At 64.7% G+C, this 21,948-nt stretch carries 21 protein-coding genes and 1 pseudogene; 12 read left to right on the top strand and 10 right to left on the bottom strand.

Going from position 1 to position 21,948, the window contains the following annotated elements; translation table 11 throughout:
• Window positions 1-1,005 carry a YncE family protein gene (locus AWC27_RS27080; RefSeq protein ID WP_139837253.1) on the bottom strand — a complete coding sequence of 335 codons (1,005 nt, stop codon included), beginning with the start codon at window positions 1,003-1,005 and terminating at the stop codon, window positions 1-3.
• Window positions 1,006-1,218: 213 nt separating this feature from the next.
• On the opposite strand from AWC27_RS27080, the gene AWC27_RS27075 reads away from it, so the two are divergent.
• The 3 genes from AWC27_RS27075 to AWC27_RS27065 are packed head-to-tail and all read left to right on the top strand — an operon-like array spanning window position 1,219 to window position 2,833.
• Complete coding sequence (locus tag AWC27_RS27075; RefSeq protein WP_085673631.1) at window positions 1,219-1,758, top strand: DUF1360 domain-containing protein; 540 nt, start codon at window positions 1,219-1,221, stop codon at window positions 1,756-1,758.
• A 15-nt stretch (window positions 1,759-1,773) separates the two neighbouring features.
• Window positions 1,774-2,187: a ChaB family protein gene (locus AWC27_RS27070; protein ID WP_085673629.1), complete on the top strand. Its 414-nt coding sequence runs from the start codon at window positions 1,774-1,776 to the stop codon at window positions 2,185-2,187.
• Window positions 2,171-2,833, top strand: a complete 663-nt coding sequence (locus AWC27_RS27065) for a UdgX family uracil-DNA binding protein (protein ID WP_085673627.1) — start codon at window positions 2,171-2,173, stop codon at window positions 2,831-2,833. Before AWC27_RS27070 ends, AWC27_RS27065 begins: the two co-directional genes overlap by 17 nt.
• A gap of 3 nt (window positions 2,834-2,836) precedes the next feature.
• Here AWC27_RS27065 and AWC27_RS27060 read toward each other — a convergent pair whose 3' ends face one another.
• Entirely contained in the window at window positions 2,837-3,976 is a 1,140-nt protein-coding gene (locus AWC27_RS27060) for an SDR family oxidoreductase (RefSeq protein ID WP_085673625.1), read from the bottom strand.
• Window positions 3,977-4,166: 190 nt separating this feature from the next.
• Here AWC27_RS27060 and AWC27_RS27055 point away from each other — a divergent pair, with 190 nt between their 5' ends.
• On the top strand, window positions 4,167-4,550 hold the full coding sequence (locus tag AWC27_RS27055; RefSeq protein WP_085673624.1) for a hypothetical protein: 384 nt from the start codon (window positions 4,167-4,169) through the stop codon (window positions 4,548-4,550).
• A gap of 71 nt (window positions 4,551-4,621) precedes the next feature.
• Entirely contained in the window at window positions 4,622-5,332 is a 711-nt protein-coding gene (locus AWC27_RS27050; RefSeq protein WP_085673622.1) for an HAD family hydrolase, read from the top strand.
• Between the two features lie 56 nt (window positions 5,333-5,388).
• On the opposite strand, the gene mbp1 is transcribed toward AWC27_RS27050, so the two are convergent.
• The 3 genes from mbp1 to AWC27_RS27035 form a co-directional block, all read right to left on the bottom strand.
• Window positions 5,389-5,622: a microaggregate-binding protein 1 gene (gene mbp1, locus AWC27_RS27045; RefSeq protein ID WP_085673620.1), complete on the bottom strand. Its 234-nt coding sequence runs from the start codon at window positions 5,620-5,622 to the stop codon at window positions 5,389-5,391.
• A gap of 177 nt (window positions 5,623-5,799) precedes the next feature.
• Window positions 5,800-7,602, bottom strand: coding sequence for a thiamine pyrophosphate-requiring protein (locus tag AWC27_RS27040; protein ID WP_085673618.1), 1,803 nt, complete (start codon window positions 7,600-7,602; stop codon window positions 5,800-5,802).
• Between the two features lie 172 nt (window positions 7,603-7,774).
• Window positions 7,775-8,713, bottom strand: coding sequence for a fumarylacetoacetate hydrolase family protein (locus AWC27_RS27035; RefSeq protein ID WP_085673616.1), 939 nt, complete (start codon window positions 8,711-8,713; stop codon window positions 7,775-7,777).
• 192 nt (window positions 8,714-8,905) lie between these two features.
• Here AWC27_RS27035 and AWC27_RS27030 point away from each other — a divergent pair, with 192 nt between their 5' ends.
• Together AWC27_RS27030 and AWC27_RS27025 are read left to right on the top strand one after the other, a co-directional pair.
• Window positions 8,906-9,556 (top strand): TetR/AcrR family transcriptional regulator, encoded by a 651-nt coding sequence (locus AWC27_RS27030; protein WP_085673614.1) that lies wholly within the window; start codon window positions 8,906-8,908, stop codon window positions 9,554-9,556.
• Window positions 9,557-9,595: 39 nt separating this feature from the next.
• The gene (locus tag AWC27_RS27025; protein WP_085673612.1) at window positions 9,596-10,420 is read left to right on the top strand and encodes an alpha/beta fold hydrolase; all 825 of its coding nucleotides are present in this window, start codon (window positions 9,596-9,598) and stop codon (window positions 10,418-10,420) included.
• A 9-nt stretch (window positions 10,421-10,429) separates the two neighbouring features.
• Here the strand turns inward: AWC27_RS27025 and AWC27_RS27020 are convergent, their stop codons facing one another.
• Together AWC27_RS27020 and AWC27_RS27015 are read right to left on the bottom strand one after the other, a co-directional pair.
• Window positions 10,430-11,308: a universal stress protein gene (locus AWC27_RS27020; protein ID WP_085673610.1), complete on the bottom strand. Its 879-nt coding sequence runs from the start codon at window positions 11,306-11,308 to the stop codon at window positions 10,430-10,432.
• Window positions 11,309-11,391: 83 nt separating this feature from the next.
• A complete protein-coding gene (locus AWC27_RS27015) occupies window positions 11,392-12,750 on the bottom strand; it encodes an acyltransferase family protein (RefSeq protein ID WP_085673608.1) in 1,359 nt (452 codons plus the stop codon).
• 53 nt (window positions 12,751-12,803) lie between these two features.
• Between AWC27_RS27015 and AWC27_RS27010 the strand changes: the two are divergent.
• A pseudogene (locus AWC27_RS27010) lies at window positions 12,804-13,773 on the top strand (aldo/keto reductase).
• Here the strand turns inward: AWC27_RS27010 and AWC27_RS31675 are convergent.
• The 3 genes from AWC27_RS31675 to AWC27_RS26995 form a co-directional block, all read right to left on the bottom strand.
• Complete coding sequence (locus AWC27_RS31675; RefSeq protein ID WP_211281719.1) at window positions 13,770-15,200, bottom strand: GH12 family glycosyl hydrolase domain-containing protein; 1,431 nt, start codon at window positions 15,198-15,200, stop codon at window positions 13,770-13,772. The pseudogene AWC27_RS27010 and the gene AWC27_RS31675 overlap by 4 nt on opposite strands.
• 176 nt (window positions 15,201-15,376) lie before the next feature.
• Entirely contained in the window at window positions 15,377-16,126 is a 750-nt protein-coding gene (locus AWC27_RS27000; RefSeq protein WP_245847537.1) for an acyl-[acyl-carrier-protein] thioesterase, read from the bottom strand.
• A gap of 2 nt (window positions 16,127-16,128) precedes the next feature.
• Window positions 16,129-17,529 (bottom strand): NAD(P)-binding protein, encoded by a 1,401-nt coding sequence (locus AWC27_RS26995; RefSeq protein WP_085673604.1) that lies wholly within the window; start codon window positions 17,527-17,529, stop codon window positions 16,129-16,131.
• A 108-nt stretch (window positions 17,530-17,637) separates the two neighbouring features.
• On the opposite strand from AWC27_RS26995, the gene AWC27_RS26990 reads away from it, so the two are divergent.
• Genes AWC27_RS26990 through AWC27_RS26975 form a run of 4 tightly spaced genes read left to right on the top strand, consistent with a single transcriptional unit; the run spans window position 17,638 to window position 21,906 of the window.
• Window positions 17,638-18,459, top strand: a complete 822-nt coding sequence (locus tag AWC27_RS26990) for an enoyl-CoA hydratase-related protein (RefSeq protein WP_085673748.1) — start codon at window positions 17,638-17,640, stop codon at window positions 18,457-18,459.
• Window positions 18,460-18,478: 19 nt separating this feature from the next.
• Window positions 18,479-19,345: an SMP-30/gluconolactonase/LRE family protein gene (locus AWC27_RS26985; RefSeq protein WP_169726872.1), complete on the top strand. Its 867-nt coding sequence runs from the start codon at window positions 18,479-18,481 to the stop codon at window positions 19,343-19,345.
• Between the two features lie 12 nt (window positions 19,346-19,357).
• Window positions 19,358-20,251, top strand: coding sequence for an alpha/beta hydrolase (locus AWC27_RS26980; RefSeq protein ID WP_085673600.1), 894 nt, complete (start codon window positions 19,358-19,360; stop codon window positions 20,249-20,251).
• Entirely contained in the window at window positions 20,248-21,906 is a 1,659-nt protein-coding gene (locus tag AWC27_RS26975; RefSeq protein ID WP_085673598.1) for a tetratricopeptide repeat protein, read from the top strand. The genes AWC27_RS26980 and AWC27_RS26975 overlap by 4 nt, the downstream gene beginning before the upstream one ends.
• Window positions 21,907-21,948: the final 42 nt, after the last annotated feature.

The raw sequence follows: 21,948 nt of genomic DNA, 5'->3' as shown, positions 1-21,948 counted from the left end.
TCATAGGTGCGGTTTGGCAACACCGATCACGTACGGCTGGTCTTGCAGGGTGAGGTATACCCGATCTGGCCCAATTGCCATGCCGGACAAGGGTGCTGATCTGACCGGGTCGTCGGGCAGCTGCGTCCGGTAGTTGATGGTCCGTAGCACCGGAATCGACCCCTGCGGATAGCCGGTGAACGATGCCGTCTCGAACACCACCAAGTCCCGGTCGGTGGCCGCATAGACACGGGTGTCATCGGTGCCCAGATAGCGAATCGGGGACGACATCTGGGTGCAGGCCACAATCCCCAACCCTCCGCCGCCGCGGCGAGAGTCCACGGCGTAGAGAACGTTGCGATTGCGGTCGGCTACGTAGGTGCGGCTGACCTTGGTTGCGTCGCCTGCTTCCGCCACCACATCCATGTCGAAGTCGCCGCGCTGCTCCGGAGGCGACGAGGATCCCTTGTAATAGCGGATACCCGCAGTTCCGTACAGGTGGTACTCGATCTGACGCCCGCGATTGGCACCGGCGATAGTGGATGCGGAATCTTCAGTACGTGCCGTGGCAAGTTTGCGGTAACCGTAGAGGTCTACCGGCGTCACCGCGGACCCGTCCCGCGACAGCGCAAGCAGCACCCGCATCCCGGCGTCCGCGGCGAGGTAGGCCGGGGCGGGACCGGCGTCGAAGTCATCGATTTGCTGCAGACTGGCCAGATCGACGACGGCCACCCGTCCCTGTTCGGGTTGCGGCACGAACACGTGTCGCTCGTCGGCGTCGCTGATCTGAATATTGCGGCCCAACGCCATTGGCGTCGAAAGCTTTGTCTGAGCAGTACCGCCACCCACGTGACTCACCGCCGCGAGCCGGTGATCGTCGGTCGGGGCCACGAGGGCGTGTAGCGCATACGACCACACGGGATCGTGCAGCGCTGCGTTGATCCGAGTGACGGTCACCGCCGGTGCGCTTTCCAGGGTCGAGCCCGGTGCCGAGCACGCGGTGACACCGCCGGTCAGCAGGGCCATACACGCGCCGACAATGATGCCGGCAACCCGGCCTGAAGCCCGAGACCTGCGGCGGGCCGCGTGGTTGATCACTACCACCCCTTAGCACCCCTTGGCACCCCTTAGCTGGCGCCCTGTACTCCCGGCGGGATACCCGGGCAAACATCGCGCTACACGCGGCCTGCGGGGATTCGGCGCCGGGATTGCCCAGAGCCCAAACGGGTACCCGCAGACATGACCAAGGACAGCGCTGACGTGGCTGACAGGGCGCGCCGGGAAGCTGACGAATATCGGGGCGACAACCCCAGGCCGCTAGCGGGCTATCTGGGCGTCATGATCGTCTACGGCGTGCTGGTGGGACTCACCACGTTGGTGGCCGCCGCTACCGGACGCAAGCTACCGGAGCGGTGGCACCTGCAGGATCTCGTCATCGTAACGGTAGGCACCCACAAACTGTCGCGAACCGTGAGTAAAGACGCGGTGACCAGTCCGCTGCGCGCCCCCTTCGCCCACTACGCGGGCCCCGGCGGTCCGGCCGAGCTAATGGAGGAATCCCGGCAGGGCGGCCAGTTGCGGCACAGCCTGGGGGAGTTGCTGACGTGTCCGTTCTGCCTGGACATGTGGGTGGCCACGGGGTTTGTCATCGGTCTGATCTTTGCCCCCAGGTTCACCAGGCTGATCGCGGGCACGTTCACGGCCCTGGCCGGCGCGGACTTTCTCCAGCTTGCTTATGCCAGGGCGCAACAATTGGCTCAAGGTCCGCAACACTCTTAAGACGGAGGTGATTCCGTGCCCAAGACGACGAAGAGCGGGGCGCCGAAAAAAGACGAATTGCCCAGCACGCTAAGGCGTTCCAGCGACAAGGCGCAGCGGACTTTCGCCAAAGCCCATGACGCCGCAGCCGAGCAGTACGGCAGTGAAGAGCGCGCGCACCGCGTCGCCTATGCCGCCGTCAAGCACAGTTACGAAAAGGTTGGCGACCGTTGGGAAGCCAAAGAGGAGAAGGGCCCTTCGGACCAGCGCGCCGAACGCGGTGGTCTGAACAACCCGTTGCCGTCGGCGGAAGGCGTCGACGCCAACGCCAGCAAGAACCACCTACTCGAGGTCGCGCGTCGGCTCGATGTGCGTGGCCGGTCTAAGATGACCAAGTCCGAACTCGTCGACGCGATCAAGAAGTACAACCGCCGTGCCCAAAGACGTTGAGACACAATCAGCCGTCGGCGCAGCCCACTATTTGCCCGACGATCGGCAGCTGAATTCTCTGGCGGAAGCCGCGGATACCTGCCGCGGATGTGGACTCTACAAGGACGCTACGCAGACGGTCTTCGGTCACGGCAAGGGTGCCGCGCCAATGATGTTGGTGGGCGAGCAACCGGGGGATCAGGAGGACCAGCAGGGACTTCCGTTTGTCGGTCCGGCCGGAGGGCTGCTCCAACGGGCACTGGGGGATGCCGATGTCGATGTCGGTCTGACCTATCAGACCAATGCCGTCAAGCACTTCAAATTCAGCCGAGCGGGCAAGCGGCGGATACATCAGAAGCCCGGCCGAATCGAAGTCGTCGCATGCCAGCCCTGGCTGATTGCCGAAATCGAGGCCCTGCGACCGAAAGTGATCGTATGTCTCGGAGCAACGGCGGCTCAGTCCTTGCTGGGCAGCACCTTTCGCGTCACCGCCCACCGTGGTGAACACCTACGGCTGCCGGTAACACTCGGCATAACAATGGAATCGGAGCCGCTCGTGACGGCCACCGTGCATCCCTCGGCGCTGTTGCGTGATCGCAGCGAACACCGACGCGAGCACTATGAGATGTTCGTCGACGACCTGCGAAGGGCGGCGGCCTGCCTATAGCGGCTACCGGCCCTTTCCGCCGAGCCGCCGGCGCCCTAGATCGGCAGCCGCGGCGGCGCCGACCAGGGCGGCGCCAGACACCAGCGTGCCGATGTGCCTGGCCGCCCACGACTGGGCACTGTGGGGGTGTGAACGGTCGTCGAACACGCCGTGCGCGCCGAAGTCCTTGCCGTCGGGTCCATCGAGGGGCTCCCACAGGTTGGCCGGCCGCTCAGCGCTGGTCGGCTCATCCGTCTGCTGCGAGTCAAAACCGGTGCGGGCCAGGTAGCGGTCGAGCAATCCCGGTGCCAGCCGTTGCGCCACAATGGTTCCCACGGTGCTGGCTCCCACCCAATAGTGCTTGCGGCGCGGGTGGTCCAGCGCGTACAACACACCGCGGGCGGCGACTTCTGGCTGATATATGGGCGGGACCGGTTGCGGGTGGTTCTTCATCCGGGATCGGACCCAGGAGAACTGCGGGGTATTGACCGCCGGCATCTGCACGACGGTGATCCGCACGTTGCTGTGCTCATGCATCAACTCGGTGCGCACCGATTCGGTGAACCCGTTGATCGCGTGCTTAGCGCCGCAATAGGCGGACTGCAGCGGGATGGCGCGGCAGCCTAGTGCCGAGCCGACTTGCACAATCACTCCGGTATCCCTGGGGCGCATGCGATTTAGCGCGGCCTTGGTGCCATGCACGTACCCCAGATAGGTGACTTCGGTGACCCGGCGGTACTCGTCAGGCTCGATGGCGGTGAAGGGGGCGAATAGCGATGTGAACGCGACGTTGATCCACGCATCGATCGGGCCGAATCGTTCCTCGACCTGTTGCGCCGCGCGCTCCACCGAATCGAAGTCCGCGACATCGGTGGGAATCGGCAGCGCTTCACCACCGGCGGCGCGTACTTCCGCGGCCGCGGCTTCCAAGCCCGCCCGTCCGCGGGCCAGCAGGCCGATTTGCGCACCGCGTTCGGCCAGCAGGCGCACCGTAGCGCGCCCAATGCCGGCGCTGGCGCCGGTGACTACGACAACTTTCGGAAAGTCCGCTTTCGCCCCGTGTGATGACTGGTGGACCCCTGCTTCCGGCGATCCACTGGCGAGACGCCGAAAGGCCCCACCAACCCGTGCAGTGGCGCCGCCGATCTCGTCAAACGCGGACATCAGCTCTCCCGATTGGTTTTTCGAATTCCTGCTAATGCCCGATTACCCCGCCGGTTCGCGGGGGTAAACCTCGCTGGACGTGCCATGTTTCAGGTGGACCGACATGGGTAGTCGGGATTGAGTTGCGCGCGCCGCGGAGGTCTGTGGCGTGATCTCGCTATGAGCTGTGAGTTTTATGAAGGGAGGCGTAATGAGTCTCAGCCAGGAAACCGATCAGTTGGTCCCCGGCGCGAAGGCCCCGTCGCCGGATGCCGGCGCATCCGTCCGCCGCAGTCGTGCAGTGATCAATTGGGTGCTTGCACTACTTACAGTGCCGGCGGCGATATTGGTGATGATATTCGCCGTCGGCGCGGCTATGAGCTTCGCGGCATGCAGCGCGGCGCAATGTCCCCATCTAGGTCCGAGTGGATTGGTTTATGGGATTTTGTTCTACGGTGCGCCAGTGGTTGCAGCCGTAACCATCATCGTTTCGTTCTTTACGGCGTTGCGCCGCTGGGGATTTATCGTCCCGTTGTTCGGTTTGGTACTGCTGCTTGCCGATGTCGCGGTCACGGCGCTGTTGTTCCGAACGTAGCCAATTCCTGCTGCCCCGAATCAATCGTGTTCGCCGGCAGGGATATTGATTCACAAGGTGTGGATAACTCGGTGGATAAGCACAAGCCGGTGATACCGGCAGTATTATTCGATGTTGACGGCACGCTCGTCGACTCCAACTACCTGCATGTCCATGCATGGCAGCGCGCTTTCGCAGAAGTCGGTATCGATGCCGAGACTTGGCGTATCCATCGATCGATCGGAATGGACGGATCAACGCTGGTGCGGTCGTTGTCCGGCGATGCATCCGACGAAACGCGAAAACAACTGAAGGATCTGCATTCTCAGTACTACAAAGAGGCCGCTCCGCTACTGCGTGTGCTGCCCGGGGCGCGTGAACTGCTGCAACGCGTCGCCGACCTGAGCCTGCAGGTGGTACTTGCCACGTCGGCACCCGAAGACGAATTGGCCTTGTTGCGAAAGGTGCTTGACTGTGACGACTTGGTCGCCGAGATCACCTCGGCTGCCGACGTCGACACCGCCAAGCCCAAGCCCGACATCATCCACGTCGCGCTGGAGCGGGCCGGCATCTCGGCCGGCCAGGCCGTCTTCATCGGCGACGCGGTCTGGGATGCTGAAGCATGCGCTCGCGCGGATGTGGCCAGCATCGGGCTGCTCAGCGGCGGAGTGTCGCGCGCAGAGCTCGAAACCGCCGGTGCGGTAGCAGTTTTCGAAAACCCCCGTGAGTTGCTAGCTCACCTCGACGAAACACCGATCGCTCGACTGGCGTCCGTCAGCGCCGAAGCGCGGGGGACAAGCTAACGCGCAAAAGCGAATGGGCCCAGTCCGATTCGGACTGGGCCCATCCTCCTAACAAGCTACTGATTAGCCTTCTGCCGTTCCTCGGCGGCTTCTGCGCCACCGCGAGCGGCTTCTGCTTCGGCTTCCTTCTTGGCAGCGTCACGTTGGGCATCGGCCTTGTCCTGCTGGGCCTGTCCCTCGCGCTTGACGTCATCACGGCCGGCTACGGCGCCAATGACTTCCTTCGCCTTGCCCTTAACACCCTCGACGACGCCCTCGACGGCCTCTTGCGGCCCACTCTTCTCCGCCATGAATACCTCCCGTTGCTTACTCGTTTACATGGCGACCTCGCGCTGTAGTCGATTGCGCTCAGCCAGCAGGGAAACAAACCGGACGCGGTTCCTACACGCCTCAGTGCAAAGAATTCCCCTACAAGATCAAGGGTTTCCGGATCTCCGAAACCTCAAACCTGTGGCCTGTATCACCGGCTATCGGCGGCTGGTTTCCCGGTGCGGCAGGAACTCCTGCGCCTTGATCTTGATGCCCTCCTTGATCAGCCCAAAGGCATCCTCGTCACCGTGCAGCACCGCGCTGGCTGCGGCCTTCATCTGGTCGAAGGTGGCATGCGGTGGGACTGGCGGAATGTTGGGGTCACAGTGCACGTCGAGCACCGTCGGCCGGTCTGCCTGTAACGCCTGATCCCATGCCGAGGGAATCTGCCCGGGATCGGTCAGCTTGACCGAAGCCAGGCCCAGGCTGGCCGCGAACCCCGCGTAGTCGACATCGGGAAGAGTTTGGGACTCAGCGAATTTCGGCGCTCCACCCATGGCCCGCATTTCCCAGGTCACCTGGTTCAGGTCGTTGTTGTGTAGAACCGCGACGATAAGCCGCTGATCGGCCCACTGCTCTCGATAGTGCGCGATCGTGATCAGCTCGGCCAACCCGTTCATCTGCATGGCGCCGTCACCGGCGAACACAATGACCGGCCGGTCGGGGTGGGCGAACTTCGCGCCGATACCGTAGGGGACGCCCGGGCCCATCGTGGCCAGATTGCCCGACAACGAACCACGCATATTGCCGCGGAACTTCAGTTGGCGCGCATACCAATTCGCCGACGAGCCCGAGTCGGCGGTGACGATCGCATTGTCGGGTAGTTTCGGCGACAAGTCGGCGAACAGCCGCATCGGGTTGATGGGCTCGGCTGTCACGTCGGCTTCCATCGCCATGGTTTCCCACCAGCGTGCGACGTTCTTTTCGATCGTCTCGCGCCAGGAGCGGTCGGACTTGCGCTGCAGCAAAGGCAATAGGGCGCGCAGCGTCGCGCCGGCGTCACCGACCAGGTTCACCTCATTCGGGTAGCGCATACCGATGACCGTGGGGTCGATATCGATCTGCACGCCGCGGGCCGAACCGAACGGCGGCAGGAACTGCGTATAAGGGAAACTCGACCCGATGGTGAGCAAGGTGTCGCAGTCCCGCATCAATTCGTAGCTCGGGCGAGTGCCGAGCAAGCCGATGGATCCGGTAACAAACGGCAACTCGTCGGACAGAGCGTCTTTGCCGAGTAGCGCCTTGGCCACTCCCGCGCCCAGCAGATCGGCGATTTCGGCCACTTCTGCGGCGGCGTTACGTGCTCCGGCGCCGATGAGCATCGCGACGCGTTCGCCGGAGTTGAGTACTTCGGCGGCCTGCTGCAGGCCCTCGGGTGAAGCTTCGATCGTGGCCTTCTCGAATCCCAGACTCGACGGCACCATCTTGAATTCGTGAGCCGGAGGTGAGTATTTGAGCTCCTGTACGTCGGCAGGGATGATAAGCGCGGTCGGCGCCCGCCTGGTCAATGCGGTGCGGATGGCGCGATCCAAAACATTGGGTAGCTGTTCGGGCACGGTGACCATCTGGACGTAGTCGCTGGCCACATCCTTGTAAAGGCTCAACAGGTCCACTTCTTGCTGGTACCAGCCGCCCATGGCGCTGCGGTCGGTCTGTCCGACGATGGCCACCACCGGCACCCGGTCGAGCTTCGCGTCGTAGAGGCCATTGAGCAGGTGGATCGCGCCGGGTCCGGAGGTCGCGGCGCAAACACCTAGGCGCCCACTGAATTTCGCGTACCCGACCGCTTCGAACGCAGCCATCTCCTCGTGGCGCGCTTGGACGAACATCGGTTTGTTGTCGGCGCGGCCCCACGCCGCGAGCAGGCCGTTGATGCCGTCGCCGGGATAGGCGAACACATGCGAGACTCCCCAGTCGCGCAGTCGTTCCAACAAAAAGTCGCTGACTTCGCTCGCGGCCATTACGCACCTCTTCCCGTTTTCGGCTTCAGATCCGCCAAACGGGTTACCCATTTGCGCGCTGATTAGACCCGATAAATGCGCGTGCGCGGGGGATTCCCAGGAGGTTGACAGACCGCGCGCTATCACCGTAGAGCTGTTGACCGCCGGTCAACTGGCGCGGTATCGCTGTCGTTCAAGCGAATCGCACTGTGGTGCGTTGGGTTCCCAGATCGATCGCCCCGTCGTCGGTGGCCACCGACGCTTCGACGACGTCACCGTGCTGTAGGTAGTGCGGGTTGGCGGCCTGGCGTTTGAAAAACGCCTTCCACCTGACGGCCGGCGGTAACAGGTTTCCGATCATCTCCACCGGCTTGGAAGGCGCTCTCAGGGCGGTGCCCACCGGGGTTCCGGTAAGGATCAGGTCACCGGGCGCAAGCTCCTGAAACTGGGTGAGCGACTGCAGCGCTTGCAGTGGTCGGTAAATCATGTCGCCGTCGACGACGGCATTCTGGCGCTCGTCGCCGTTGACGCGCAGGCGCAACCGCAGCTCGCCGAAGCGCCGGAGTTCATCGGCATTGAGCAAGACCAGCTTCGGCCCCACCGGGGTAAAGCTCGGGTAGGACTTGGCCTCGTAGAACTGGGTCTGCGGAAGCTGGATATCGCGCGCTGACACATCGTTGGCAACCAGCAGACCGGCAATGACGTCGGCGAGGTTGGAGTCGGAAATGGCTGTCCCAACCGGAATTGCGCGTGCGATCACCAGCCCGATCTCGACTTCGTAGTCGAGCAACTGGACATGTGCGGGTTTGACGATGTCGTCGAACGGTCCGCTGATCGACGCGGACGCCTTGCGGAAGAACGTCAGCGGAATCGATGCCGGATCCATGCCGGCATCCCTGACGTGCGATTCGAAGTTGGTCATCTGCGCGACCACGCGGCAGGGTCGCGTCACCGGTGAGATCAGATCCAGGCTCTCGAGGGTGACGGTGTCGGTATTACCGAGCGCGGCCTCGATCGCGGCCCGGTCGGCCAGCAGCCGTCCGGTGGTGGCTGCCGCGGTGGCAATCCTTGCCGCGCGGCCCGCGGCTTCGACCCACCAGGCGCCGGCGGTACGCAGTACGGAAATGGTCATGAGGCGGGCACTTTCAGCCGGCCGATTATTCGCCGCCGGCCGCCGCGTCGAGGTCGCGGGCCGGATACGCCGAGTGGCAGGTACCGGTTGACCATTACCATCTCCCACGATTCACTGGCGAATCGTTACACAGGTCGGTCAACGGGTCAATAGTTTCTGATGAAATCCTCATAAGTGATGCATACTACTTAGATGGCTTCGGTGAGTGAGGGGTCGCCTGCGGCGGCCAACCGGCTCGAGCGGCGCAAACAGCGCACCCGGGCGGCGCTGGTGCGGGCCGCGCAAAGGTTCATTGCCGAGGGCAGGCTCAGCGTGCCGGTGCTGGAGATCACCCAGGCCGCCGACGTCGGCATGGGCTCCTTCTACAACCACTTCGACAGCAAGGAGCAGTTGTTCGATGCGGCCGTCGCCGATGTGCTCGATACCCATGGGGCGCTGCTGGACCACCTGACCGCGGACTTCGAGGACCCCGCCGAAGTGTTCGCCATCAGCTTCCGGCTCACCGGCCGGCTCTTCCGTCAGCATCCGCAGCACAGCGAGATTTTCCTGGCCAATGGACCGGCACTGCTCTCTCCGGACCGCGGACTGGCTCCGCGCGCCCTGCGGGACATCAAGGCTGCCTTCGCGGCCGGACGGTTTTGTGTCGGCGACCCATGTTTGGCGCTGGCCATGGCCGGTGGTGCGTTGCTGGGCCTGGGCGCACTGCTGCGCCAAGAGCCGCGCCGGGACGGGGCCGCGGCCGCCGACGCGATGGCCGAAAACCTGTTGCAACTCTTCGGGCTTGACGTAGCAGAGGCGCATGCACTCTGCCAACGCCCGCTGCCTGCTTTCGACGCCGCGTAAGGTTCGCACTACGCCGCACCGACCACCGAAAGGTTTGCGATGCCCACGATCACCACCAATGACGGAGTCGAAATCTACTTCAAGGATTGGGGATCCGGGCAGCCGATCGTGTTCAGCCACGGTTGGCCGCTGTCGTCTGACGACTGGGACGCTCAGATGCTCTTCTTCTTGAACCACGGCTACCGCGTCGTCGCCTCCGACCGGCGCGGGCACGGCCGTTCGGCCCAGGTGGCCGATGGCCACGACATGGATCACTACGCCGACGACCTGGCGGCGGTGGTAAACCATCTGGATCTGCACGACGCGGTGCACATCGGCCACTCCACCGGCGGGGGTGAGGTAGTCCGCTATCTGGCGCGTCATGGCGAAAGTCGTGCTGCCAAGGCCGTTCTCATCAGCGCGGTGCCACCGCTGATGGTGCAGACCGAGGCCAATCCGCTCGGTCTGCCCAAAGCCGTTTTCGACGATCTGCAGGCGCAATTGGCCGCCAACCGATCCCAGTTCTACCGGGCGCTGCCATCGGGACCGTTTTACGGGTTCAATCGGCCAGGCGTTCAAGCATCGGAAGCCAGTATCGCCAACTGGTGGCGTCAGGGCATGACGGGTGACGCGAAGGCGCAGTACGAAGGGATCGTTGCGTTCTCCCAGACGGACTTCACCGAAGACCTCAAGAAGATCACTGTGCCGGTCTTGGTGCTGCACAGCAAAGACGATCAGATCGTGCCCTATCAGGCTGCCGGGCCGCGGTCGGCAGAGCTGTTGGCCAACGGCATCCTGAAGTCCTACGACGATTTCCCGCACGGGATGATCACCACGCAAGCCCAAACCGTTAACGCAGACGTGCTGGAGTTCCTTCGTTCGTAGGCGCTTCGCTCAACAGGTCTTGGCCAGTGATCCGCGCGCGACGATGACGGGCACGTGGGTCAACAACACCACGGCGGCACTGACCGAGCCGAAAATCGTTCCGATGAATCCGCCGCTTCCGTGGCCGCCGACCACGACGAGCTGGGCCCACTTGGAACTATCGACGAGTTGAGGCGTCGGATCGTTGCGCGCGACGATGCGATTAACCTCGACGTCGGGATAGCGTTCGCCCCAGCCGGCCAGGCGCTCGGCCATGACTTCGTCTTCCCTTGCTCTCAACGTCTGCCAGCCCGGACCGGGAAAGCTGACGATTTCATCGAACACGCCCACCGGGCGCCAGGTGTGGATCGCCGTCAGGCCCACCTTTCGGCGCGAGGCTTCGTCGAAGGCGATCGCGAGCGCCTGTTCCGACTTGGGTGAGCCGTCGACTCCCACTACCACCGGGGCCTGTGCAAGCTCGGAGTCCAATTCGACATCGTCATGCAGCACCGCGACCGGGCACGCGGCGTGATGGATGAGTCCCGCGCTAACCGAGCCCAGGTGCCGGCCCCGCAACGTCCCCGTGCCGAGGCAGCCCGCCACCACCAAGGTGGCCCGCTTCGACAGCTCGATTAAAGCCGGAAGCGTTTTACCAGAATGCATTTCGCAATCAATTTGCAGAGATTCACCCTGCCTGCTTTCGATTGCCAGCTGCTGCGCTTCGTCGAGGATCTGCTGCCCTTGGGCACGCTTGCCGTCCGTGCGGGCTGCCACCGGAAGAACATGAACCAACGTCAGTGCAACGTTGCGTAACTCGGCGTCGCGAACGGCCCACTGGACCGCGATCTTGGATCCCGGCGAGCCGTCGACGCCGACGACGATCCCCAGATGATTGCGCAGCTTCGACATACGTTCTCCCTATCCCACTGCGATGGAACCTATTCGGTTCAACGTCAGAGGTCAGGGGCCATTGGTCACCAACGCCTGGGCCATCAGCCCTCAGCGTCAGTACGGCGCTGGCGATTGGCTTGTCCGGTGGCTTGGGTGGTGGCCTGTGAAGTGGCCTTGGCGGGCCGGCACGCCATCAATACCAAGCCGACGGCGAAGACAATTGCTGTCCTCCAGGAGAAGCGGCCGTCCGGGGCGAAGCCCCACGCGGAGAGGAACGCCAGCCCATAGCTGGCCAGTGCGGTTCCGATCATCAGGATCGGTTCGGCCCAACGAGCGGTCAGAGGTACCCGAACGGACGGTAGCGGTGCAGCGAAAAGGCATCGTAACCACCACAACAACGCCATCTCGGCCAGCATGACCACGCTCAGCACTGCTTCCCATTCCAGCCGGGCCAGCCACCACGCTGCGGTGCCCTGTTCCGGTTGCGGCAATAGCCCGGCCGGGTAGGCCACGACCGCCACGACCACGACCGGCACCATATGCCACAAGTAAAGAGCCATCACATTGTTGTTGGCCACCGCTACCACGCGTTGGATACGCGGCCAGCGCAGCGCCTTGTTGAGCGCGGGCGCGAGCGCCACCGCGACGCCGGCCTGCGCGCCGCCGAACGCGACCATTGCCAGCGAGGGCGGCGTCGTGTTCTGCAAGTCTTGGCCGGGAACGCCGATCATGCTGATCGGATACGGGCCCAGCCAAATTAGCAGGACCAGAGCGCAGGCGGAGCCGGCCGCGATTAACAGTGATCTGCGACCGGTCAATAGCCCTGCGTGCCAAGCGATTCCAAGCTGGTAGAAAAACCCCCAGCACAGCAGATAGTTGAGCCAGCCGAGGTGGGGGACATGGCCCGCGATCGTGGCCAGGTCTACGACCGCGACGCCCGCGGCCAGCGCGACCGGCACCGCGAGTCCCCACCGGCGGTGTGCGGCCACCGCGACCGGAGTCAGCGATACCACCACCAAGTAGACCGCGAGGAACCACAGGTGCATCGCGATGGCCCAACCGGAATACTCCAGCACAGAGCCCGGCACGCCGAAGCCCTGCATTGCCACCACAATCACTGAAATCAGTCCGACGTAGACCGTGGTGGGACCGAGCACCCGGGCGAGTCGACGCCGAACCCACTCCGGTCGCGACACTCCGCCGGGGACGTAGCGATGGGACCATGACACCGCACCGGCGTACCCGGCCACCAGAAAAAACACCGGAACAGCCTGGAAAGGCCAGGTCAGCCATTGCGTCCAGGGCTGGTCGACCAGTGGGTTCTGCCGACCGAACCGGCCCTCGTGATACGTCACCGACCCGGCCAGCCAATGCCCGAGCACGATGAGGACTACGCCCGACGCGCGGTAGTAGTCGACCGCCAGATTGCGGACTGGCGCAGCGGTGCCTGGCTCGTTCATTTACCGAGAGGGTACTCGGGCCGGTATTACTAGCGCTGTAACACAATCACGGCATGCGACAGGCTCGGCTCGCCAGTCTGCAAGTCGGACGCATCGGTCTGGGTGCGATGGGCATGTCGGTGGCCTACGCCGGTGCCGGCACTGACGACGCTGAATCCATCCGTACCATTCATCGCGCTATCGACCTCGGGGTCACGCTGATCGACACCGCCGATGTGTACGGCCCTTTCATCAACGAGGAGCTACGCCCGCGCATTGCAGGGGCGCCGTGATCGCGCCGTCTTGTCAACGAAGTTCGGACTGATTTCCCATACCGGCCGAAATGGTCTCGACAGCAGTCCCGCCAACATTCGCATTGCCGTCGACGGTTCGTTGCGCAGGCTCGCGACCGATCGCATCGATCTCTACTACCAGCACCGCTTCGATCGCAGGACCCCGATCGAAGACACGGTGGGGACGTTGGCGGACCTGGTTGCCGCCGGAAAGATCCGTCACGTCGGGCTTTCGGAGGTCGGCGCGCAGACCATTCGCCGCGCCCATGCCGTGCACCCGATCACCGCCGTGCAATCCGAATACTCGCTGTGGACCCGCGATCAGGAAGAAGCAATACTGCCGTTGCTGCGTGAGTTGGGAATCGGGTTCGTCGCGTACTCGCCGTAGGGCCGCGGCTTCCTCACCGGCGCGATCCGTTCTACCGCGGGCCTGCCCGATACCGACTACCGCAAGACCAATCCGCGATTCTTTCCCGAGAATTTCCAGCACAACCTCGACAGCGCCGACGAGTTACGCCAGATCAGCGTCGACATCGGCGCCACCCCGGCGCAGGTCGCACTGGCCTGGTTACTGGCCAAAGGACCCGACATCGTTCCCATACCGGGAACCAAACGCGTTGCGCGCCTTGAAGAAAACGCCGCCGCTGACGGCGTGGAACTCACTTCAGAGCACCTCGCCCGGCTCGACGGGCTCACTGCTGCGGTTGGCGGTCACCACGCCGAGGCGCAGATGCCGTGGATTGACCGCTAGTTGACGTTGGCGGAGAACGAATCGACCGCGAGGCCGACGCCACCGTTCCACGGTTCGAAGCCGGCCTGGATGCTGGTGAGGTACCAAGAGTCGGTGATCGGCTCCATGGTTCTGGTGTTGTCGACGAAGTCCATTACATCGAAACTCCACGCTTCGATCGGCGAGGTGGCGACGTAGGACATCACATTGTTCTGGCCGTTGGTACCGTCCCACACCACAAAGGATTTGCCGTTGATGGTGACGTTACCGGTTGGTGAACCGACCGGCTGAATGGTGCCCTGGTGGTTGAACCAGATCATGATCTCCTGCTGGTTGACCCCGGTTGTCTTGGGCGTGGGATCCAGCCAGATGTCGTAAGCGGCATCCCAGGTACCGGTGGCGGGATAGGTGAAATCGATGCTGCTGGTTGCGGTTTGGATACTGCCCAATTGCTTGGGCAGCGTGGTGCCCACCGACCCGGTGCCGTAGTGCCAGCCGGTGAAGATCGAGGGGTAGCTCAGTGGGGCGCCATTGGTCGGTGCCGAGCCGTTGATGGCGGTGATGGTGAAACCCCCGGTGGGGCTGACGTCGATGGTCTGCCCGGCCGGGTTGTTCCATGCGTTGTTCTGCACCACGTAACCACCGGTGGTGGTGGTCGTCCCGAACTGGGCCGAGATCACCGTCCCGCCGGTCGGGGGAGTGCCGGGGCCGGGGTTGCCGGGGTCGGTGGGCGAGCTGATGCTGGTGCCGCCCGGCCCGTCGCTCCCGATGTGGCCGAAGAGCCCGGCCCGCCCGCCGGCGCCTCCCGGACCGGGGTTGCCGCCGTTGACGCCGGCCACAGCCGCCCCGCCGGGACCACCGGAGCCGCCATTGCCCACCAGCAGACCGCCGCTGCCACCGGGCCCGCCGGCCGCGCCGAAACCACCGGCTCCGCCGGCTCCGCCGTTTCCGATCCATCCGGCGTTACCACCCGCTCCGCCGGGCTGGTCGGTCGCCCCCGGGGCGCCATTGCCGCCGTTTCCATAGAGCAGCCCGCCGTCGGCGCCACGGCCGCCGGCGGTCGTCGCGTTGGCCCCGTCGCCGATCAACGGGCGTCCCATCATCGCCATGGTGGGCGCGTTCACCATGTTGAGCGCCTGTTGCGCGATGCTCTGTAGCGGCGAGGCATTGGCCGCCTCGGCGGTCGCATACCAGCCCGCACTGGTCGTCAGGGCCCGGACGAACTCGGCGTGAAACGCCGATGCCTGGGCGCCGAGTGCCTGGTATTCCCGGGCGTGTGCATTGAACAGACCGCTGATGGCTGCGGACACCTCATCGGCGCCGGCCTGCAGAATCCCGGTTGTCTGGGCGGCTGCAGTGGCGTTCGCGGCGCCGAGCGCCGAACCGAGCTCAGCGATATCCGTGGCCGCGGCCGCCAATGCCGGTGGTGCCGAAATCAGGTATGACAATGTCCAACCCTTCGCCGACCCATCACATCCTTATCACGGCGTTATAACGGACTTATCACGATCAATTTCGTGACAGCATAGCCGCGACGGTTATGACCGATTACGAAACTATCACGGTATTTTCGCGCTTGGCTCGCATTTCAGAACTTCCGCAAGGTTCTAGAATTGCGTTCGGATTAGATGTTGCGCAGCAAAGCGGCCGCGCGCACGTCCTTGCCGACGGTGAAGTGAATGCGCACCCCGTCGGCGTTTGCGCTCGAACAAATCGTCACCTGTTCACCGAACTTGATGGGGCTGCGGTATTCGAGCACCGCGCGATAGGGGCGCTTGTCCAGGTCGGGGAACTGGCTCAGAATCTCTTGGATGCCGTGCCAGTAGATGGTGTTGTTGACGTGTTCGAAAGGGTCGATATCGGTGCGGCGCAAGGGAAACGTCGTCTCAGTACCGGATTCCATCGGCTCGGTAAGCCACGGGCGCCATTTGAGCCGGTGGTTGCCGGTGGTGGTGCCGAATCGTGCGATGCAACCGTCGGTGAGACGCGACGGCGTCAGCGTGTCTTTATTGACGCACAGCCAGAAGCCCTCGGTCTCGATGCGCCCGCCGGACGAACCCTCCAGCTGCACCCGCATCGAGCACCATCTGGTGGAAAGCGCTGCGCACCAACGGCGGAAGGTAATGTCGCTGGGCAGCTCGATCGGCTCTATCACGTCGATCACCGTGCGCAGCACGATCCAATGCGGGTGGACCTCGGCAACCCCGGCGTCGGCGAGATGCTCGGCCCCGACTTCCTGGATGTAGCGGGCCACCCCGTCCAGCCTCAGCCGCATGTGCTCATCGATGTCGAATGTGCCTAGCCGCCAACCGGTTTGGTAGACGTAGCCGGAGTCGGGCACGGCGACCAGAGGCGCCGTAACCTCTGCAGCCACGCTCATCGTTGTCCGGCCATGGCCGCGCTGAGTAGGCCCTCCAGCCGTTCGCTCGCGGTGTTCAGCTTCGACTGAAACATCGAGACCACCCGCTCACGTACTCGCGGCTTGTGCGACAACGGTGGAAGCAGCTCGGCCAGCAGATTCAGCCGAGCCGAGCTGAGCCAGTCGGTCAGCTCGGGATCGTCCAGCCAGCGATGGAAATTGCGGAGGTCGGACTGCGTCAGGCGCAACCAGTCCAAGTCGCGATCCGGATGGGGAATCGGTGTGCAGAGCTCGTTTTTCACCGCGTCATCGTCGTAGGCGAATTCTACGTGCGCGGTGAAGGCGGCGCTGAACACCTGCTGGCATCCGCGCACCGCCTGCAGGGTGATGGAGCCGGCGTCGAACACCGGCGTGGCCGGCCGTTGCGGGGCACCGTCGGCCGTGCAGTCGATGTAGAGGGCCGACGGGGAAGCCGGAACCGACCCGTCGTCCAGGACGATGCTGGTCGGCTCGACGCGTTGCACGTGGCCCATCCGGACGATGTCGCGGATACGGCGCAATTGGTGCAACTCGGGTTGCGACACCGTCGCACACCGGTACATAAGCGGACGAATCGAGGGGTCGAGGCGGATCAGGGTGCCGGCCGTCTCCAGCCGGTCGAACAGGTCGTCGGCCGATGCCGCGGCGTCGATCGCCTCCAGGGTGGCGCCGTAGCTGTCCCGGAATTGCTTGATGAACGTCGGCCCCGGCTGCAGCGTGGCCCGATCGATCAGCCACGAATCACGCGGCATGATCCAGGTCAGTTTGTCGGGGGCGATGTCATGGCGCAGCAACCAGAGACAGACGTCCATCCCGGTTTTGCCCGCCCCGATGACGACATAGCGGTCCCGCGCGGCGAACTTCGCCAATTCATTGGGGGCGATGCAGTCAATACCAGGTGCCACGGAGTACGGCGCTGGCCGCATGGACGGCACGATGGCACGCAGATAGGTGGCATCCACTATCCGCTGCCTTACGGTGACGCCGTATTCGGTGCCCGCCAGGGTCCGGAAGCGGGCGTCTCCGAGATACTCGCTCATCGGGAAGTACTCGACCCGTCCGGTGGGCAGAAACTGTTGCTGCATCACGGCATCGAAATATGCGCATACCTCGCCGACCGGCGCCAGCTCGTTGAGTCCCTGGTTCCAGCCCACGCTGTCAATGGTGTTGTTGCCCAAAGCTCTTGAGTTCACTCCGTAGTACGCCGACGGTTGGTGCAGCCGTACGAAGGGGTAGGCGGTGGTCCAATGTCCACCAGGTTGACATGCGCGGTCTACGATGACCACCCGGGCGTCGGATTCGGTGATCAGCGTGTCGGTGAACGCCATGCCCATGGCTCCGGCACCGACTACCAGGTAGTCGGCCTCGATAGTTCTCATGTCCCTCCTCCCGGTCCCTGCGCTGTGCCGGCGCTAAAAGACCGTTGCGACACGATAGCGCCTGGGGCGTCGAATCGCCCGAACCGCAGGGTGGGTATCTTTGCCGAGATGAGCGCTGATCTCACTGTGGAGATCGCCGACGGCGTCGCGGTGCTGACCCTCAACCGCCCCGAGCGGCGCAATGCCTACACCGCGGAGATGGGCGCGCTGCTCAATCGGGCGTACCGACAGTGCGACGACGATGATGCGGTCCGCGCGATCGTCCTCACCGGAGCCGGGGAAGCCTTTTGCGCCGGAGCCGACTTCGCCACTGAGACAAGCCCTTTCGGCGCTGCATCCGGCGACTTCACCGCCGCGCCGACCGATCCGGCGGCGTTCGAGCTGCGCACGCCGGTCATCGCGGCGGTAAACGGGCACGCCATCGGTATCGGCTTGACCATCGCTTTGCAGGCCGACATCCGCATCATGGCCACCGACGCGAAATACGCTGTCGCACAGGTGCGTCGGGGAGTTATACCCGATTGCATGTCACATTGGACGCTGCCGCACCTGGTGGGCGGTGCCGTCGCGGCCGATCTCCTGCTGACCGGACGCACCTTCGACGGTGCCGAGGCGGCCGCTATCGGGATCGCCACCCGGTCGCTGTCCGCAGCCGAGGTACGCGGCCACGCGATGGCGGTGGCACACGACATCGCAGTCAACGTCGCGCCGATGTCGGCCGCGCTGAGCAAGCGCCTGCTGTGGGACACCATGATCAACGGCTACCCGCCGCGTCGGGTCGCCGACCTGGAAACGCAGCTGCATCACCGGGTGATGGGTAGCGCCGATGCACGCGAGGGCGTCGAGGCCTTTCTGCAGCGCCGCGCGCCCCGCTGGACGTCGTCGGTGTCAGGGGAGTGGGAGCAGCTGCCGGGATCGGTACGCCGGTAATCAACCAGAGAGGGTCAAGATGCGCATAGACCTGGTTGCCGACGATCTCGGCTTCACCGAGGGACCGGTGTGGCTGCCTGACGGACGGATTGCCCTCACCTCGATCAGCCGCGGCTGCCTCTACATCGTCGACCCGGCGGGCGGTCCCGTGGAACAGATCGTCACCGGCGGCGGCCCCAACGGACTTGCCCTGGGCCCTGACGGTGCGCTGTACGTCGCTCAGAACGGCGGCGTCTTCGGCGCGAGTGGTCCGGCGCCCGCGGGGGTGCAGATCGTCACCGGCGGATGCGTCGACTACTTGTCCACGGGCATGGATGCACCCAACGACCTGGCGTTCGGCCCGGACGGCCGGTTGTGGGTGACCGACCCGCGCGGTGAAAGTGTTTTCAGCGCAACCGACGACAGTGCGCTGGGCTGGCTGTGGGCCTGTCCGCTTGACGGCGGCGCGCCGCAACGAATCGTCGACAACGGTCCGGTGTTCATCAATGGGCTTGCGTTCACCGGCGAGGGGCCGGTTGGGCGGTCCTTACTGGTCACGGCGACGCTCTCCTCGGGGTTGCTCGCCTATGCCGTAGCCGCGCCGGGGGCGCCGTCTTGGGCGCAGGCGCGGCTGGTGCACACGTTCGACAACGGCTGGCCGGACGGGATGCTGATCAGTCCGTCGGGGCAGGCGTGGGTCGCGCTGACCGGAGCCGACCGGATCGATGTCATCGACCCCGGCGGCGAGTGCAGCGCCGTGCTCGACCTGCCGGCAGGATCGTTTCCCACCAACGTCTGCATCGGCGGCGCGGGCCTTGACGAGCTGTACGTCACTGCGGCAGGCAGTCAGTCTTTGCTGCGGGTGCGGTTCGATCCATCCGATCCGAGCGACCCGTCGCTGCTCTGAAGGGATGCGCCGTTGACAAGCTGGGGAAGCCGGGTGCTGCCGGCAGTGCTTCGCCTCACCGGCAGGACGCGTCCCTATGCCGACGCTCAGAGCGCCCGTGACCACATCGACCAGCGTGCGTTGCGCCCGCTGCCGTACGGCCCGCCTCGCTTACCCGCCGATGTGAGGGTGGTCGTCCAGCGGCAATTCGGCTGGCCGATTTACACGATTGCGCCCACAACCGGAACACCTGAGCGCACTGTTTTCTATCTGCACGGCGGCGCGTGGGTCAATGAAATCACCTCGCAGCATTGGCAATTGGCTGCCCAGATAGCGTCCGGGGCGCAGGCGCGGGTGATCGTGCCGATTTATCCACTGATTCCATTCGCCACCGCCGTCGATGTGGTGCCGGTGATCGTCGAGTTGGTTGCTCAAGCCGCAGCGTCCTGCGACAGCGTGTGCCTGGCCGGTGACTCGGCCGGTGGCCAGCTTGCCCTGTCGGTGGCGTTGCTCCTGCGCGATGACCACGGGACCGTGCTACCGCAAACCGTGCTGATCTCACCGGTACTCGACCTGTCGCTGAGCGACCCGCTGATCGACTCGATCGAGCCAAACGATCCCTGGTTAGGCCGTGCAGCTTTGCTGGTGATGGCCGAGCAGTGGCGTGGCGACTTGCCCGTCGACGATCCGCGGTGTAGTCCACTTGCCGGCGATCTGGCCGGTCTGGGACCGTTGACCGTCTTCAGCGGCACCCGCGACATCCTCAACCCCGATGCTCGAGCGCTGGTGCAGAAGGCCGGCGCCGCGGGTGTGGCGGTGGACTACCACGAGCGGTCGGGTTTGTTGCACGTCTATCCGCTGCTGCCCATCCCGGAAGGCAGTGCTGCGCGAGCCGTTATCGTCGAGCGCCTGCGGGTGCGGGCATGACTGCCGACGACCGGTATTTCGACCTCGGCTCCTATCACCGGCCGGTCGAAACTCCTTCTGCGCCAGCACAAGTCTGGTTCGACCGCGGGCTGGTCTGGGCCTACGCGTTCAACCATGAGGAGGCGATCCGCTGCTTCGAGCGTGCCTTGAAGCACGACCCGGATCTGGCGATCGCGCGGTGGGGAATCGCCTACGCGATCGGGCCCAATTACAACAAGGCGTGGGAGGCGTTCGACCCGGTGGACTTGGGCTCCTCGCTGGCCCGCGCCCGCAGTGAACTCGCGCTGGCCGCCGGTGGTCGGGCCAGCGCGGTGGAGCGAGGTCTCATCGTCGCGCTGCAGGCACGGTTTCCCACCGACGATCCCGGCGAGATCAGCGCTCTGCGGGCGGGCCTTGCCGGCTATGCCGACGCGATGACGGCGCTGGCCGCGGCCCATCCGCACGATATGGACGTACAAGCGCTGGCCGCCGACGCGCTGGTCAATGTGACGGCGTGGGCGCTGTGGGACACCGCCACCGGCCGGCCCGCCGCCGGCTCCCGGGTGATCGAGGCCAAGCGGATCCTCGATGCAGCGCTCGCCGGGCCGGCCGGTCGCGAACATCCGGGGATCCTGCATCTTTACCTGCACACCATGGAGATGTCGGCCACTCCGGAGCTGGCACTACCGGCGGCGGACATGCTGCGCGGCCTAGTGCCCGACGCCGGCCATCTGCAGCACATGCCCAGCCACATCGACGTGCTGTGTGGCGATTATCGCAGCTCGGTGGTCGCCAATCAGGCTGCGGTGCAAGCGGACCGGCACTTCGTTCAGCGCGAGGGGCCGTTGAACTTCTACTCGCTGTACCGCGCCCACGATCTGCACTTCATCGTGTACTCGGCGATGTTCGAAGGTCGATCACAGATCGCCTTGCAGGCGTCAGACGAGCTCGCCGCTCAACTGACTCCCGAGCTGCTGTCCATCGAGTCCCCGCCGATGGCTGACTGGCTCGAGGCGTTCGTGCCGCTGCGCACCCACGTGCTGGTGCGCTTCGGGCGGTGGGACGAGCTGATCGCCCAGCCCTTGCCGCACGACCCGGAGCTGTACTGCAGCACCGCAGCGACCATGCACTACGGGCGAGCGGTGGCATTGGCGGCCACCGGTCAACTCGAGCGGGCACACGCCGAACGCGGCGCGTTCGCCGAAGCCTACGGGCGCGTACCACAGTCGCGGTACCTGTTCAACAACACCAGTAGGGATATCCTCGCGGTGGCCGCTGCCATGGTCGACGGCGAAATCGCCTACCGAGAAAGACATTTCGACGAAGCTTTCGCTCATTTGAGGCGCGCTGTCGAACTCGACGACGCGCTGCCCTACGACGAACCCTGGGGCTGGATGCAGCCCACCCGCCACGCCTACGGAGCTCTGTTGCTCGAGCAGGGCCACGTCGAGGAGGCGACCGCCGTATACGCCGCCGACCTGGGCCTGGACCGCACGCTGGCCCGGCCCTGTCAGCACCCCGGAAATGTGTGGAGCCTGCACGGCTATCACGAATGTCTGCAGCGGCTCGGCCGTGCCGGCGAAGCCGCAATCATCGGCCAGCAGCTGGCGCTGGCCGCCGCGCGCGCCGACGTGCCGATTCGCGCGTCATGTGCGTGCCGGCTCGCGGTCACGTAGTGCTGTGACGAGTGATCTCAACGTGCGATCACCTCTCGCGGC

This window comes from Mycobacterium szulgai, from assembly GCF_002116635.1.
In the GTDB taxonomy this organism is placed as follows: Bacteria; Actinomycetota; Actinomycetes; order Mycobacteriales; family Mycobacteriaceae; genus Mycobacterium; species Mycobacterium szulgai.
Note: the sequence above shows the minus strand (reverse complement) of the source record. Positions and strands in the feature narration are given on the sequence as shown.